Consider the following 14,654-nt stretch of genomic DNA (forward strand, 5'->3'; position numbering starts at 1 on the left):
CCAACCGAACCGACCATGCCGCACGCTATGATTCGGTACATGCTCGTGATCATGGCAAATCCCGAGCAGATCGGAGTGCCCACCATGGTCGACGCGACGTACCGTCCCGCGACGCCCGCCGCCTCGACCGCGGCATCCATCGCGACCGAACGGATCGGCCCATGGCGGCGCGACTACCCGGCTCGGTACTGATCGTCACCGAATCCGACGATCCGCACGTCGCCGCGATGACCGCGACGCTGCGAGCGGACCACGCGGTCACCGCGATCCACCTCGACCTGCGCGATTTCCCGCGCGAACGCGGCAGTTTCCGGCTGCACCGGTTCGGCACCGCGCGCACCGTCTCACACCTCGCCGGACTCGACGGGGTGCGCTCGGTCTGGTGGCGGGTCCCCGCGAGCGGGCACCGCGGCCGTGGCGCCGAATGCGACAGCTTTCTCGAAGGGCTGCTGTGGTCGATTCCGGCCGTCTGGATCAACGATCCCGCCGCCGACAGCTTCGCTGCGCGCGCGATCGTGCAGCTCGAGACGGCGCAGCGAGCCGGGTGCGCGGTGCCGGAGACACTGATCACCAACGACGCGGACGACGCGCGGGATTTCGTCGAATCCCGGCCCGGCCCCGTGGTTTACCGGTCCGGCACCGCTGCCGACTTCGCCGGCCCCACTTCTGCCGACTTCGCCGGCTCCGGCACTTCTGCCGACTTCGCCGACCGTGTCACTCCTGCCGACTTCGCCGACCGTGTCACTCCCGCCGACTTCGCCGACCGTGTCACTCCCGCCGACTTCGCCGGCTCTGTCACTCCTGCCGACTTCGCCGGCTCCGGCACCGCAAGCGACTTCGCCGGCTCCACCATCGCAGGCGGCTTCGCCGACCCCGACCGACTCACCGTCTCCGAGTCCGCGCCGATCGCCCTCCAGGACCACATCCCACCGCGCTGCGATCTTCGTGTGGTCTGGGTGGACGGCATCGAATGGACGGTGCGGCTCGACCCGCCGAACTCCTACCGGCCCGACAAACTGCCCGCCTCGGTGAGCAAGTCACTGTCCACCTTGATGGGCGCGCTCGGACTGAGTTTCGGCGTGCTGAGTCTGCGGCTCGGCCTGGACGGGGAGTACTACTTCCGCGAGGTCGACCCGCGTGGACACTTCGCACACCTGGAGCGGGAGACCGGTCTGCCGCTCTCGCGCAGTGTGGGCAACCTACTCGTCCGCGGCGACGGCACGGTGGCCGGTGATCAGCTCACCGGCTCCGGGTGGCCGCCGTGAATTCGACTGTGCCGGTTGCCCCGTGCGCCTATTGGGTCTTGCGACGATTGGCGCCGCCTCGACTGCGTAGTTGGACATGCGATTCCACCAGCACATTGTGGATGAAACCGTACGAGCGGCCCGTCGATCGTGCCAGCGAGCGAATGCTTGCGCCCGCCTCGTATTGCTTCTTCAACTGGGACTGTAGGCGGTCACGTGATTTTCCCGTGACGCGGGTGCCCTTACCCAATGTGGCCTTGCCTTGTGTGGGCCTGTCGCTCATGGCTTCCTCCGAGTCGCCGAGCAGCGCGTCTATCCAGGCTAGGTTCTCGAGGGGCCGTGATCAACGGGTGCGTGTGATGAGAATCACGCGAGCTGAATAAGTTCCAGATATTCGGCGGACCAATGATCCTCGGTGCCGTCCGGAAGTAAAATGACGCGCTCGGGCGACAATGCCTCCGCCGCGCCCGGATCATGGGTCACCAACACCACCGCGCCCGCGTAGGTGCGCAGCGCGTCGAGCACCTGTTCGCGCGAGATCGGATCGAGATTGTTGGTCGGCTCGTCGAGCAGCAGCACATTGGCCGCCGAGGACACCAGACCGGCCAGCGCGAGACGGGTCTTCTCACCACCGGACAGGGTGCCCGCGGGCTGGTCGAGCTGCGGACCCGAGAACATGAACGCGCCGAGCAGTCCGCGCAGATCCTGCTCACCCGCGTCGGGGGCGGCGTGGCGGATGTTCTCCCACACCGTGGCGTGATCGTCGAGGGTGTCGTGCTCCTGCGCGAAATAGCCCACCTGGAGCCCGTGCCCGGCCACCAGCCCGCCCGCCGTCGGCTGTTCGACGCCCGCGAGCAACCGCAGCAGCGTCGTCTTGCCCGCGCCGTTGAGGCCGAGGATCACCACGCGACTACCGCGGTCGATGGCCAGGTTCACGCCGGTGAAGATCTCCAGCGAACCGTAGAGTTTGGTCAGGTTCTCGGCCATCAGCGGGGTCTTGCCGCAGGGTGCGGGCTCCGGGAACTTGATCCTTGCCACCCGGTCGGCCACCCGCACGTCGTCGAGTTCGGCCAGCAGGCGGTCGGCGCGCTTGGCCATGTTCTGCGCCGCGGTGGCTTTGGTGGCCTTCGCGCCGAGCTTGGCGGCCTGCGCCTTCAGCGCGCTCGCCTTCTTCTCCGCGTTCGCGCGCTCGCGGACCCGGCGCTGCTCGTCGGTGGCGCGGGCGTCGAGATATTTCTTCCAGCCCATGTTGTAGACGTCGGCCTCGCCGCGCACCGCGTCGAGGAACCACACCTTGTTGACCACGGCTTCGAGCAGTTCCACATCGTGGCTGATCACGATCAGGCCGCCGTCGTGGCTCTGCAGGAAACCGCGCAGCCAGGTGATGGAGTCGGCGTCGAGGTGGTTGGTCGGCTCGTCGAGCAGCAGGATGCGGTCCGAGCGGCCGCCGCTGCCGTCCGAGGCGGAGAACAGGATGCGCGCCAGCTCGATTCGGCGGCGCTGGCCGCCGGACAGGGTGCGCAACGCCTGGCCGAGCACCCGGTCGGGCAGGCCGAGGCTGTGGCAGATGCGTGACGCCTCGCTCTCGGCGACGTATCCGCCGAGCGCCGAGAACCGCTCCTCCAGCCTGCCGTAGCGGCGGATCGCCTTCTCGCGCTCGCCGTCGTCGGCCACCTCGGCCATCAGGGCCTGCTGCTTCTCCATGTCACGGATGAGCGTGTCGAGCCCGCGGGCGGACAGCACCCGATCGCGGCCGAGCACATCGAGATCGCCCTCGCGCGGGTCCTGCGGGAGGTAGCCGATCTCGGTGGAGCGCACGATCTTTCCCGCGTAGGGCTCGCCCTCGCCCGCGAGTATCCGCAGGGTGGTGGTCTTGCCCGCGCCGTTGCGACCGACCAGTCCGATACGGTCGCCCGACTGCACCCGCAGCGCTGGTCCGGGGGCCGACAGGAGAGTGCGGACGCCGGCCCGGACCTCCAGGTCGGTCGCGGTGATCACAGACGGGCTCCTCACGAATACGGCAGTGCTCGGACGGGGTGTTCTCGATGCTATGGGCGCGATGCGCACACGAACCACTGATTTTACCCGCCGTCAGGCCCACCCGGCGAACCCCGGCGGGCGCATGTGACATCCATTACCTTCCTGGCGACCCGCCACGTAGCACCCGATCACCGGGCGATGTGCTTTCGCGCCTTCCATCGGCTGAAGTAGCGTGCCGATGTATGACTACGGATCTGTTGGGCCGCAGCGCACTGGTCAGTGGTGCGAGCCGGGGCATCGGCAAGGCGGTCGCCGCCGAACTGCTGAGCCGCGGCGCGAACGTCCTGATCACCGCGCGCAAGCCCGGGCCGCTCGAGGAAGCAGCCGAGGAACTGCGGGCGCTTGGACACCGGGGGCAGGTCGTAGCGCTGGCGGGCAATTCCGGTGACGCCGAGAGCCGGGCCGCCGCGGTGGACCGCGTGATCGCCGAATTCGGCTCGCTCGACATCCTGATCAACAACACCGGCATCAACCCCGTCTTCGGCGCGCTCATGGACGCCGACCTGGACGCCGTGCGCAAGATCTTCGACGTCAACGTGGTCGCCGCCCTCGGCTACCTGCAGGCCGCCTACCGCGCCTGGATGCGCGACCACGGCGGCGCGGTGGTCAACGTCGCCAGCGTCGCTGGTATCCGTTCCACCGGCGTCATCGGGGCGTACGGCGCCTCCAAAGCCGCGCTCATCCGGCTCACCGAGGAACTGGCCTGGCAGCTCGGGCCGACCATCCGGGTCAACGCCGTCGCCCCCGGCGTGGTGAAGACGAAATTCGCCGACGCCCTGTACTCCGCCGACGAAGAGAAAGCCGCCTCGATCTACCCCATGAAGCGCCTCGGCTCCCCCGAGGACGTGGCCCGCCTGATCGTCTTCCTCGCTTCACCGGAAGCGGACTGGATCACCGGCGAGACCGTACGAGTCGACGGCGGCCTTCTGGCCACCGGCGGCCTCTGACCCGGAGCGCGGTGCGTCCCCTCGCGCGCCGAGCGCCCACCGCCGACCGCACCGGATACACCGCCCCTCCGGCGCACCGCGGGCGGCGACCGGGCAAGCACACACCGACCGACGATCGCCCCGGCGAACGACGAACCACCGCGGTGGCGCGACCTGCCCGCCCTCGGCGGCTGTTCGCGCCTGCCACGTCGAGCACAGCCGCGCGCCGGAACCGCCGGTGAGTGCCGACATCGCGATCTGCGGCGCGGGGCCCGCGGGCCGTGCGCTCGCCCATCGTTGTCTGGAGCGCGGGCTCTCGGTGACCCTGATCGATCCCGCGCCGGACCGCCGCTGGACGGCCACCTATGCCCTGTGGGCGGACGAACTGCCCGATTGGCTCGATACCGCCGCGGTGGCCGCGACCGTCGAGCGACCTGTCGCGTGGGCGCGCGGGCGTCATGTCGTCGACCGCACCTACGCCGTACTCGACTCCGAACGGCTGCGCGCCGCCTTGTCCGTCGATGCCGCCGAGATTCGCGCCGATCGCGCGGTGACACTGGACGGGCACACGGTGACCTGCGCGTCGGGCGCGACGGTGACCGCGGCGCGGGTGATCGACGCCCGCGGCCTGACCCGCTCCCCCGCACGCGCCGAACAGACCGCCTACGGACTCGTCGTCGACTCATCGCGCGCCCGCGGCCTCGAACCGGCGTTCATGGACTGGCGCGCCGACAACGGCGCGGAATCCGTTGCCCCGCCGTCGTTCCTGTACGCGGTGCCGGTCGGCGGCGGGCGGATCCTGCTCGAGGAGACCTGTCTGGTCGGTCGTCCCGCACTCGACACCGCGACCTTGCGCACCCGATTACTGTGTCGATTGCGTTCGCGCGGAATAGCACTCGACGGCGACGAGACCGTGGAGCGGGTGCGATTCCCGGTGCACGGCGGCCGGGTCGGTCGGGACCGGTTCGGCGCGGCGGGCGGATTCACCCATCCGGCAACGGGTTACAGCGTGGCCGCCGCGCTCGGCGCGGCCGATCCGGTCGCGTCGGGTGCGCGGGCGGCGACGGCGGGCATTCGCGCGGTCGCCGCGTTGCGCGCGGCGGGACTGCGGGCCTTGCTGGCACTGCCGCCCGCCGATGTCCCCGATTTCTTCGAGGCGTTCTTCACCCTCCCGGCCCGGCGGCAACGCGCCTATCTCAGCGGACGCGCCGACCCGCGCGGCACCGCGGGCGCCATGCGCGCGTTGTTCGCCGAATTGCCGCCCCGACTTCGCCGCGCGGTCGTCTCCGCGTCCCTCGGGCTCGCTGTCCTGGACTGAACGGCGCGCGGCCCGCGCATTTCCGGCGAACCGCACGACACCGCCGTCGCCACGGTATTGCTCGCGGATTCCCATTCGGTCGGCCATGATGGAGGAATGCGAGCTATTTGGAAGGGCTCGATTGCGTTCGGGCTGGTCAACGTCCCGGTCAAGGTGTACACGGCCACCGAGGACCACGACATCCGGTTCCACCAGGTCCACGCGGCCGACGGCGGTCGCATAAAATACGACCGGGTGTGCACGGTGTGCGGGAAATCGGTGCAGTACGCCGATATCGACAAAGCCTACGAATCCCCGGAGGGCGACAAGGTCGTCCTGACCGACGAGGATTTCGCGAAACTCCCGGTGGCGGAGAAGCACGAGATTCCGGTGCTGCAATTCGTGCCGTCCGACCAGATCGACCCGATTCTGTTCGACAAGAGCTATTTCCTCGAACCGGATTCCACCACCCCCAAGGCGTACGTCCTGCTCGCGGCGACCCTGGAACGCATCGACCGCACCGCGCTCGTCCATTTCACGCTGCGCCAGAAGACGCGGCTCGCGGCGTTGCGGGTACGCGACGGCGTGCTGCTGTTGCAGACCCTGCTGTGGCCCGACGAGGTGCGCGCGGTGGATTTCGAGTCGCTGGACGACGTGTCCGATCCGCGCCCGCAGGAACTCACCATGGCCGAGACGCTGGTCGAGTCCATGTCCGACGATTTCGAGCCCGACCTCTACACCGACGAATACCAGACCGAGCTGAAGAAGATCCTGGACGAGGCGATCGCGAGCGGCACCGGCGCGGTGGTGCGCCACGAGGAGGCCGCACCCGCAGAGATGGACGCCGAGGTCGTCGACCTGGTCGCCGCGCTGCAACGCAGCCTGGAGGCCAGCGGACGCCGCTCCGCGGGCGCCGCGGACGAGTCGGCGCCCGCCGCGAAGAAGACGCAGGCGAAAAAGGCCGCCGCATCGAAATCCACCGCCTCGAAATCCACCGCGTCGAAATCCGCGGCCACCAAGGCGACAGCGGCGAAGGCGACGAAATCCGCCGCGAAGACCGCGAGCAGCGCGAAACCCGCGAAGAAAGCCGTCAAGAAGACCGCGGCACGCAAAGGCGCCTGACCCGACGTGGAACTCGAACCCGAGCGGCGCCGGTCAGCGTCGAGCGCCCGTCCACTCGAAAATCCCGGGACGACCATACGGATTCTTCGGGAACGCGGCGTTCAGACGGCCTGGTAGTACCAGTCGAGGCGACCCTCTTCGGGCTCGTCACTGGTGCGGAAGAAATGGAAACCCGCTCGGCGCGCGACCACCACCGCCGCCGCGTCGGCGGGGTCGACCCGCAGCACCGCTTCGTCGGCGAGGTCGGCGGCGGCCAGGAATCGGCACGCGAGCACGACGGCGCGGATCGCCGAGGGCGGTCGCCGCCATTCTGGCGCGAGCCCGTAGGCGAGTGCGGCCTGTCCGGCCGCGAGATAGGGCTGTTCGGCGTGCACGCCGAGGGCGCCGACCACGGAGCCGTCGGCATGGGCCGTGACCGCGAAGACCCGCGCGGGCCCACCGGTGTCCCAGTCGACCGCGCAGCGTTCGAAATGCGCCGCGAGACCGGCGGGCCGTGTATCGGCTCCGGTCAACCAGTCGACCCCGGTCCCGGCGTCGGCCTCGGCATAGGTCCGCGCGTCGGCCACCGCGATCGGCCGCAGCGAGATCACCCCGTCCGACAGCAACACGTGACCATGATCGGCAATGAAGTCACGATCCGGCAACCGGATACACCGAGAGCTCGACAACTTCCCGATCACCTCCCACACCGATTCGGCACACCGCAGGCTATCCGATGGCGCGTCGTCTCCATCGCGACGCGTCGGGCGACCCGCGATCCGCTGATCTCGGAACGCGCGGTCCCCGCCAGCCACCGTACCGACTGCCGATACGAGACGGTTACCCGCGGGCGGACCCCGCCACACCACGACGGCAACACGTCGGATCGACTCCGTGGACCACGCGCGTCGATCCCGAGATACATCGTGAGCAATGGTTCCGCGACATCCGTCCGCGCGGATTTCCACCGCCGACTACCGCGTCGCGCTCGATCCCGCTTCCCGAGAACGACGCCGCACCACGACGGCTACGCCCCGACCGGTTACCGAGCGTTCGCGGTGCACGCCGAGACCGCGATATCGGCCGGACGCGGTTGCGCGCTACCGAGATCGGGGAACGGCGGCGCGGAATCGCCGAGCGCGGCGACGGCGGTCTGTTCGGCCTCGGTGCGGGTAGCCCCCGCCGCCCAGGCGTAGCGCCCGTCGGCCCCGCGTGCGACAGCGGCGCAACCGCCCACGAACCGCTGCACCAATTCGCAGTCGTAGACGGCGCATTCACGAATCGCGGCGGCGTCGGCGGTGACCCGGCTGGTGTGGTCGACCGCGGCGACCACCTTGCCCGTCGACCGGGACACCGCGAGCGTCCCGTAGTACTTGCCCGCGGCGTGGGCCGCCCCGGAACCGACACCGACCGCGGCGATCGATGTGATGGCGACCGCGACGGCCCCCTTGCGCAACACAGACACGAGAGGATTTTGGGCCGGCCATCGCGAATTGTCCAGCAATTCGCCTGAGCGGCAAGCGGGCTCGTGACTAGACGGTGAATCCGAGCGCGCGCAGCTGCTCGCGGCCGTCCTCGGTGATCTTGTCGGGACCCCACGGCGGAATCCAGACCCAGGTGATCTCCAGATCCTCGACCAGGCCGCTGCGCACCAGCGCGTTGCGCGACTGATCCTCGATGACGTCGGTCAACGGGCAGGCCGCCGAGGTCAGCGTCATATCCAGTTTGGCGATCTCGTTCTCGACCTTGATGCCGTACACCAGCCCGAGATCGACCACGTTGATGCCGAGTTCGGGGTCGACCACGTCGCGCATGGCCTCCTCGATGTCCTCGACGTGTTTGAGCTGCTCGGCCGAGAGTTCGACCGGCTCGGCCGCCGCTTCTGTAGTCGCCGCCTCGAGAGTCGCCGCCTCGGTATTCGCCACAGCGACGGTGGCCTCGGTCTCGCTCATGCTGTCGCCCCATTCGTGCCGATAGTCGGATTGCCGTCCCGCCCAGCATCCTGCCCGTTCGCGGTGATCCGCACCACCGCGTCCTTGAACGCCATCCAGCCGAGCAGCGCGCATTTGACGCGGGCCGGATATTTCGACACCCCCGCCAGCGCGATGCCGTCGCCGATCACGTCCTCGTCGCCTTCCACGGTGCCGCGGCTGGAGATCATCTCGTTGTAGGAGTCGACCACCTTCAGCGCCTGCGGCACCGAGAGCCCGATCACCTGGTCGGCCAGGATCGAGGTCGCGGCCTGGCTGATCGAACAGCCCTGCCCGTCGTAGGACACATCGGCCACGTCGCCGTCCTCGCCGATGTGCACGCGCAAGGTGACCTCGTCACCGCAGGTCGGGTTCACGTGGTGCACTTCGGCGCCGAACGGTTCCCGCAGCCCGCGATGATGGGGATGCTTGTAGTGGTCCAGGATCACTTCCTGGTACATCTGCTCCATGCGCATGTCTTATGCAACTCCGAAGAAGTCCTGCGCCTTCCGCACGGCCGCCACGAGCGCGTCGACCTCGTCGAGCGTGTTGTAGACCGCGAAGGAGGCGCGCGCCGTCGCCGCGATGCCGAAGCGGCGATGCAGCGGCCAGGCGCAGTGGTGGCCGACCCGGATCGCGACGCCCTGGTCGTCGAGGATCTGACCGACGTCGTGGGCGTGGATGCCGTCGACCAGGAACGACACCGCGCCGCCGCGATCCACGTTCTCGGCGGGGCCGATGATCCGCACGCCGGGCACTTCGCTCAGCCCCGCCAGCGCGGCGGCGGTGAGCGTGTGCTCGTGCGCGGCCACCGCGTCCATGCCGATGGCGTCGAGATAGCGCACGGCCGCGCCCAATCCGATGACCTGGGAGGTCATCGGCACGCCCGCCTCGAACCGCTGCGGCGGCGGGGCGTAGGTGCTGTGGTCCATGAACACGGTCTCGATCATGGAGCCGCCGGTGATGAACGGCGGGGTCCGCTCGAGCAGTTCCCCGCGGCCGAACAGCACGCCGACACCGGACGGCCCGAGCATCTTGTGCCCGGAGAACGCGGCGTAGTCGACGCCGAGTTCGCGGAAGTTCACCGGCATGTGCGGCACCGACTGGCAGGCGTCGAGCACGACCAGCGCGCCGACCGCCTTGGCGCGGCGCACGAGTTCGGCCACCGGGGCGATGGCGCCGGTGACGTTCGACTGGTGCGTGAACGCCACCACCTTGGTGGCCTCGGTCAGCTCCAGCGAGTCGAGGTCGATCCGCCCGTCGTCGGTGACGCCGTACCACTTCAGGGTCGCGCCGGTACGCCGCGCGAGTTCCTGCCACGGCACGAGATTCGCGTGGTGCTCCAACTCGGTGATGACGATCTCGTCGCCCGGACCGAGGTGGTGCGGGAAGCGGTCGTCGGCGAAGGAGTAGGTGACCAGGTTCAGCGATTCGGTCGCGTTCTTGGTGAACACGATCTCGTCGGACTCGACCCCGACGAAACGGCCGATGATCGCGCGCGCGTCCTCGTAGGCGTCGGTGGCTTCCTCGGCGAGCTGATGCGCGCCGCGGTGCACCGCGGAATTGCTGGTGACCAGGAATGCCCGCTCGGCCTCGAGCACCTCGGTCGGGCGCTGCGAGGTCGCGCCGGAATCCAGGTACACCAACGGTTTCCCGTCCCGGACCGTGCGGCTCAGGATGGGGAAGTCGGCCCGGATCCGAGCCACGTCGACGGTGCGGCCTGTGACTGGCGCTGCTGTCATGTCAGGCTCCCGCGGTAGCTGTCTGTGTGAAGCGGACGTAGCCGTTCGCGTCGAGTTCCTCGGCGAGTTCGGGGCCGCCCTCGGCGACGATGCGCCCACCGACGAAGACGTGCACGAACTGCGGCTGGATGTAGCGCAGGATGCGGGTGTAGTGGGTGATGAGCAGCACGCCGCCGTTCTCGCGCTCGCGGTAGCGGTTCACGCCCTCGGAGACGATGCGCAGCGCGTCCACGTCCAGACCCGAGTCGGTCTCGTCGAGGATGGCGATCTTCGGCTGCAGCAGACCCAGTTGCAGGATCTCGTGGCGCTTCTTCTCACCGCCGGAGAAACCCTCGTTCACGCTGCGCTCGGCGAAGGCGGCGTCGATCTCGAGTTCGCTCATCGACTCCTTCACCTCCTTGACCCAGGTGCGCAGCTTCGGCGCCTCGCCGCGGACCGCGGTGGCCGCGGTGCGCAGGAAGTTCGACACCGAGACCCCCGGCACCTCGACGGGGTACTGCATGGCCAGGAACAGACCCGCGCGCGCCCGCTCGTCCACCGACATGGCGAGAACGTCCTCGCCGTCGAGGGTGATCGAGCCCTGCGTCACCGTGTACTTGGGGTGACCGGCGATGGCGTAGGACAGGGTCGACTTGCCGGAGCCGTTGGGGCCCATGATGGCGTGCGTCTCACCGGATTTCACCGTGAGGTCGACGCCGTTGAGAATCTTGATGGGCGCGCCGGACTCGTCCGGGTTGGCGACCTGGACGTGCAGGTCCTTGATTTCCAGGGTGGTCATCGGATTGGAATTCCTTTGCGGGAGTGTGGGTTCGCGGATCAGGCGCCGATGGCGGCGAGTTCGGCCTCGATGGCCGCCTCGAGCCGCTGCCTGATCTCGGGCACCGCGATCTTCTGGATGATCTCGTGGAAGAAGCCGCGCACGACGAGCCTGCGGGCGGCGTCCTCCGGGATACCGCGCGCACGCAGGTAGAACAACTGCTCGTCGTCGAAACGACCGGTCGCCGAGGCATGTCCGGCGCCCGCGATCTCGCCGGTCTCGATCTCGAGATTCGGCACCGAGTCGGCGCGCGCGCCATCGGTGAGCACGAGATTGCGGTTGACCTCGAAGGTGTCGGTGCCCTCCGCGGCCGCCCGGATCAGCACGTCGCCGACCCACACCGTGCGGGCGTCGTCCTTCGGCGAGTCCGGGTCGCCCTGCAACGCGCCCTTGTACAGCACGTTCGATTTGCAGTTGGGCTGCGAGTGGTCGACGAGCAGGCGCTGTTCGAAATGCTGTCCGGCGTCGGCGAAGTACAGGCCGAGCAGTTCGGCGTCGCCGCCTGGGCCGTCGTATTTCACGGTGCCGGTGAGCCGCACCAGATCGCCGCCGAGGGTGACCGCGATGTGGCGCAGCGTGGCGTCGCGCCCGAGCCGGGCGTGGTGGGCGGTGAGGTGCACGGCGTCGTCGGCCCAGTCCTGCACCGCGACCACGGTCAGCTTCGCGCTGTCGCCGAGTACGAATTCCACGTTCTCGGCGTAGGTTCCGCTGCCGCGCAGGTCGACGACCACGGTCGCGACGGCGAAGTTGCCGAGCCGGATCTGCAGATGCCCGTAGGCGGTGCGGTCGGCGCCGGGACCGGTGACGGTGACCGCGATCGGTTCGGCCACTTCGGTTTCCGCGCCCACCGACACGATGGTCGCCGACTCGAATCCCGAATACGCCTGCGCCGCGACACGATCGGCGGGCACACCGGCCGCGCCGAGGCGTTCGTCGGCGCGCCCGACGGTCTCCACGCGCACGGACTCCGGCGCGACGACCTCGACCCGCGCCGACCCGTCGCGCACCGCGCTGCCGTCGTGCAGGCCGCGCAACCGGCGCAGCGGAGTGAACCGCCACTCCTCGTCGCGGCCCGAAGGCACCTCGAAGGCGTCGACGTCGTAGGAGGTGAACACCTCACCCTTGTTGACCGCGGCCGTCGCGCCCGGATTCATCACCGGCTTCGCGGGGTTCTCCCCCTCGACGGCGCCGATCGTTCCTGTCGCCATCAGCCGACGGCTCCTTCCATCTGCAGCTCGATGAGCCGGTTCAGTTCCAGCGCGTATTCCATGGGCAGTTCCTTGGCGATGGGCTCGACGAAGCCGCGCACCACCATTGCCATCGCCTCGTCCTCGGTCAGGCCGCGGCTCATCAGGTAGAACAGCTGATCCTCGGAGACCTTCGAGACCGTCGCCTCGTGGCCCATGGTCACGTCGTCCTCGCGGATGTCGACGTAGGGGTAGGTGTCGGAGCGGCTGACCGTGTCGACGAGCAGCGCGTCGCACTTCACCGTCGACTTCGACCCGTGCGCGCCCTTGTTCACCTGCACCAGGCCGCGGTAGGAGGCGCGTCCGCCGCCGCGCGCCACCGACTTCGACACGATGGTCGACGAGGTGTGCGGCGCCAGGTGCAGCATCTTCGCGCCGGTGTCCTGGTGCTGGCCCTCACCGGCGAAGGCCACCGAGAGCACCTCTCCCTTGGCGTACTCGCCGGTCATCCAGACCGCGGGGTACTTCATGGTGACCTTGGAGCCGATATTGCCGTCGATCCACTCCATGGTCGCGCCCGCCTCCGCCTTGGCCCGCTTGGTGACCAGGTTGTAGACGTTGTTCGACCAGTTCTGGATGGTGGTGTAGCGGCAGCGCCCGCCCTTCTTCACGATGATCTCGACCACCGCGGAGTGCAGCGAGTCGGACTTGTAGATCGGCGCGGTGCAGCCCTCGACGTAGTGCACGTAGGCGTCCTCGTCGACGATGATCAGGGTGCGCTCGAACTGCCCCATGTTCTCGGTGTTGATGCGGAAGTACGCCTGCAGCGGGATGTCGACGTGCACGCCGGGCGGCACGTAGATGAAGGAGCCGCCCGACCACACGGCGGTGTTCAGCGCGGAGAACTTGTTGTCGCCCGCGGGGATCACCGAGCCGAAGTAGCGCTGGAAGATCTCCGGGTGCTCGCGCAGACCGGTGTCGGTGTCGAGGAAGATCACGCCTTGGGCCTCCAGGTCCTCGCGGATCTGGTGGTAGACGACCTCGGACTCGTACTGCGCGGCGACACCGGCCACCAGGCGCTGCTTCTCCGCCTCGGGGATGCCGAGCTTGTCGTAGGTGTTCTTGATGTCCTCGGGCAGTTCCTCCCAGGACGCGGCCTGCTTCTCGGTGGAGCGCACGAAGTACTTGATGTTGTCGAAGTCGATGCCGTCCAGGTTGGAGCCCCAGTTCGGCATGGGCTTGCGATCGAAGATGCGCAGCGCCTTGAGCCGCTGCTCGAGCATCCACTCCGGCTCGCTCTTCTTCCCCGAGATGTCGCGAACGACAGCCTCGGACAGACCTCGCTGCGCGCTCGCGCCCGCGACATCGGAGTCGGCCCAGCCGTAACCGTATTTGCCCAGGGAAGCGATCGCCTCTTCCTGGCTGAGCGGCTGCCCCTGTTCGATGGCGGCGGCGGTGGTCGTCATTCGGCACTCCTTCCGGAGTCGTTCGTTCGTCCCGCCGCGGGCTGTGCGGCGGTCGGTGTCGAATGTTCTCGGCCGGACGCCGCTGGTGCGGACGCCGGTGGTACTGATGGCGCGGATGCCCGGCCCGCGCGGCGCACCGCGGGCAGGTCGAGCAGCGGCACGTGCGTGGTGCACGCGCAGTCGCCGTTGGCGATGGTCGCCAGCCGCTGCACGTGGGTGCCGAGCAGTTCGCGGAACGCTTCCAGCTCCGCGTCGCACAACTGCGGGAACTCCTCGGCGACGTGCGCGACCGGGCAGTGGTGCTGGCAGATCTGCACGCCCGCGCCCACCTTGCGGGTGGTGGCGGCGAAGCCGGCGTCGGTGAACGCGTCCGCGATCTCCTCGGCCTTGGCCTCGGTGCGTTCCGGGCTGTGTTCCTCGACCGCCTCGATGCCCGCGACGATGGTACGCGCGCGCTTCCTGGCGAAATCGGTGATGGCCTGTTCCCCGCCGATCTCGCCGAGCTGCCGGATCGCGGCGCCCGCCAGGTCGTCGTAGGCGTGCCCGAGCCTGCCACGACCCTTGGCCGTGAGCTGATACTGCTTGGCGGGCCTGCCTCGGCCCTTCTGCTGCCACGGCGCCGAGCGGGCGGCCCTGGCCTGGCCGGAGTCGATGAGCGCGTCCAGGTGGCGGCGCACCCCGGCGGGCGCGAGGCCGAGTTCCGCGCCGATGGCGGTGGCGGTGATCGGCCCCTGCTCCAGCAGCAGTCGCACGATGGCGGCCCTGGTCTGACCTTCGGCCGCGGCGGGCGCATGCGAGGACGCCGCACCGGTCTTGCGACCGGCCCGCTCGTCGTCACTCCGCAAACCCACGGTTTTCACAACA

The 14,654-nt window shown here is 69.0% G+C and carries 16 protein-coding genes; 5 read left to right on the top strand and 11 right to left on the bottom strand.

Annotation, left to right across the window (positions count from 1 at the left end):
* The first annotated feature begins 39 nt into the window (after nucleotides 1–39).
* Complete coding sequence (locus tag IT779_RS00805) at nucleotides 40–192, top strand: hypothetical protein (protein WP_196147185.1); 153 nt, start codon at nucleotides 40–42, stop codon at nucleotides 190–192.
* On the top strand, nucleotides 162–1,265 hold the full coding sequence (locus IT779_RS00810; protein WP_196147186.1) for an ATP-grasp domain-containing protein: 1,104 nt from the start codon (nucleotides 162–164) through the stop codon (nucleotides 1,263–1,265). Before IT779_RS00805 ends, IT779_RS00810 begins: the two co-directional genes overlap by 31 nt.
* A gap of 28 nt (nucleotides 1,266–1,293) precedes the next feature.
* On the opposite strand, the gene IT779_RS37350 is transcribed toward IT779_RS00810, so the two are convergent.
* Together IT779_RS37350 and IT779_RS00815 are read right to left on the bottom strand one after the other, a co-directional pair.
* Entirely contained in the window at nucleotides 1,294–1,527 is a 234-nt protein-coding gene (locus IT779_RS37350; protein ID WP_232541338.1) for a helix-turn-helix domain-containing protein, read from the bottom strand.
* A gap of 83 nt (nucleotides 1,528–1,610) precedes the next feature.
* On the bottom strand, nucleotides 1,611–3,242 hold the full coding sequence (locus IT779_RS00815) for an ABC-F family ATP-binding cassette domain-containing protein (RefSeq protein WP_196147187.1): 1,632 nt from the start codon (nucleotides 3,240–3,242) through the stop codon (nucleotides 1,611–1,613).
* Nucleotides 3,243–3,466: 224 nt separating this feature from the next.
* Here IT779_RS00815 and IT779_RS00820 point away from each other — a divergent pair, with 224 nt between their 5' ends.
* From IT779_RS00820 to ku, 3 genes are all read left to right on the top strand, one after another.
* Nucleotides 3,467–4,231: an SDR family oxidoreductase gene (locus IT779_RS00820; RefSeq protein WP_196147188.1), complete on the top strand. Its 765-nt coding sequence runs from the start codon at nucleotides 3,467–3,469 to the stop codon at nucleotides 4,229–4,231.
* 217 nt (nucleotides 4,232–4,448) lie between these two features.
* Nucleotides 4,449–5,528, top strand: a complete 1,080-nt coding sequence (locus tag IT779_RS00825) for a lycopene cyclase family protein (RefSeq protein ID WP_332838596.1) — start codon at nucleotides 4,449–4,451, stop codon at nucleotides 5,526–5,528.
* Between the two features lie 96 nt (nucleotides 5,529–5,624).
* A complete protein-coding gene (gene ku / locus IT779_RS00830) occupies nucleotides 5,625–6,629 on the top strand; it encodes a non-homologous end joining protein Ku (protein ID WP_196147189.1) in 1,005 nt (334 codons plus the stop codon).
* A gap of 101 nt (nucleotides 6,630–6,730) precedes the next feature.
* Here ku and IT779_RS00835 read toward each other — a convergent pair whose 3' ends face one another.
* From IT779_RS00835 to IT779_RS00875, 9 genes are all read right to left on the bottom strand, one after another.
* Entirely contained in the window at nucleotides 6,731–7,237 is a 507-nt protein-coding gene (locus tag IT779_RS00835; protein WP_198428025.1) for a GNAT family N-acetyltransferase, read from the bottom strand.
* Nucleotides 7,238–7,650: 413 nt separating this feature from the next.
* Nucleotides 7,651–8,073, bottom strand: coding sequence for a DUF4189 domain-containing protein (locus tag IT779_RS00840; RefSeq protein WP_332838597.1), 423 nt, complete (start codon nucleotides 8,071–8,073; stop codon nucleotides 7,651–7,653).
* Nucleotides 8,074–8,140: 67 nt separating this feature from the next.
* Entirely contained in the window at nucleotides 8,141–8,560 is a 420-nt protein-coding gene (locus IT779_RS00845; RefSeq protein ID WP_198428026.1) for a metal-sulfur cluster assembly factor, read from the bottom strand.
* The gene (sufU, locus tag IT779_RS00850) at nucleotides 8,557–9,054 is read right to left on the bottom strand and encodes a Fe-S cluster assembly sulfur transfer protein SufU (RefSeq protein ID WP_196147190.1); all 498 of its coding nucleotides are present in this window, start codon (nucleotides 9,052–9,054) and stop codon (nucleotides 8,557–8,559) included. Before sufU ends, IT779_RS00845 begins: the two co-directional genes overlap by 4 nt.
* A 3-nt stretch (nucleotides 9,055–9,057) precedes the next feature.
* On the bottom strand, nucleotides 9,058–10,320 hold the full coding sequence (locus IT779_RS00855; protein ID WP_196147191.1) for a cysteine desulfurase: 1,263 nt from the start codon (nucleotides 10,318–10,320) through the stop codon (nucleotides 9,058–9,060).
* Between the two features lies 1 nt (nucleotide 10,321).
* Nucleotides 10,322–11,098 carry a Fe-S cluster assembly ATPase SufC gene (gene sufC, locus IT779_RS00860; RefSeq protein WP_196147192.1) on the bottom strand — a complete coding sequence of 259 codons (777 nt, stop codon included), beginning with the start codon at nucleotides 11,096–11,098 and terminating at the stop codon, nucleotides 10,322–10,324.
* A gap of 38 nt (nucleotides 11,099–11,136) precedes the next feature.
* Nucleotides 11,137–12,345 (bottom strand): Fe-S cluster assembly protein SufD, encoded by a 1,209-nt coding sequence (gene sufD / locus IT779_RS00865; protein ID WP_408637707.1) that lies wholly within the window; start codon nucleotides 12,343–12,345, stop codon nucleotides 11,137–11,139.
* A complete protein-coding gene (gene sufB / locus IT779_RS00870) occupies nucleotides 12,345–13,790 on the bottom strand; it encodes a Fe-S cluster assembly protein SufB (RefSeq protein WP_196147193.1) in 1,446 nt (481 codons plus the stop codon). The genes sufD and sufB overlap by 1 nt, the downstream gene beginning before the upstream one ends.
* Entirely contained in the window at nucleotides 13,787–14,650 is an 864-nt protein-coding gene (locus tag IT779_RS00875; RefSeq protein WP_196147194.1) for a helix-turn-helix transcriptional regulator, read from the bottom strand. Before IT779_RS00875 ends, sufB begins: the two co-directional genes overlap by 4 nt.
* Between the last annotated feature and the right edge of the window lie 4 nt (nucleotides 14,651–14,654).

Origin of the sequence: Nocardia bovistercoris, assembly GCF_015674855.1 — a bacterium.
Lineage (GTDB): Bacteria > Actinomycetota > Actinomycetes > Mycobacteriales > Mycobacteriaceae > Nocardia > Nocardia bovistercoris.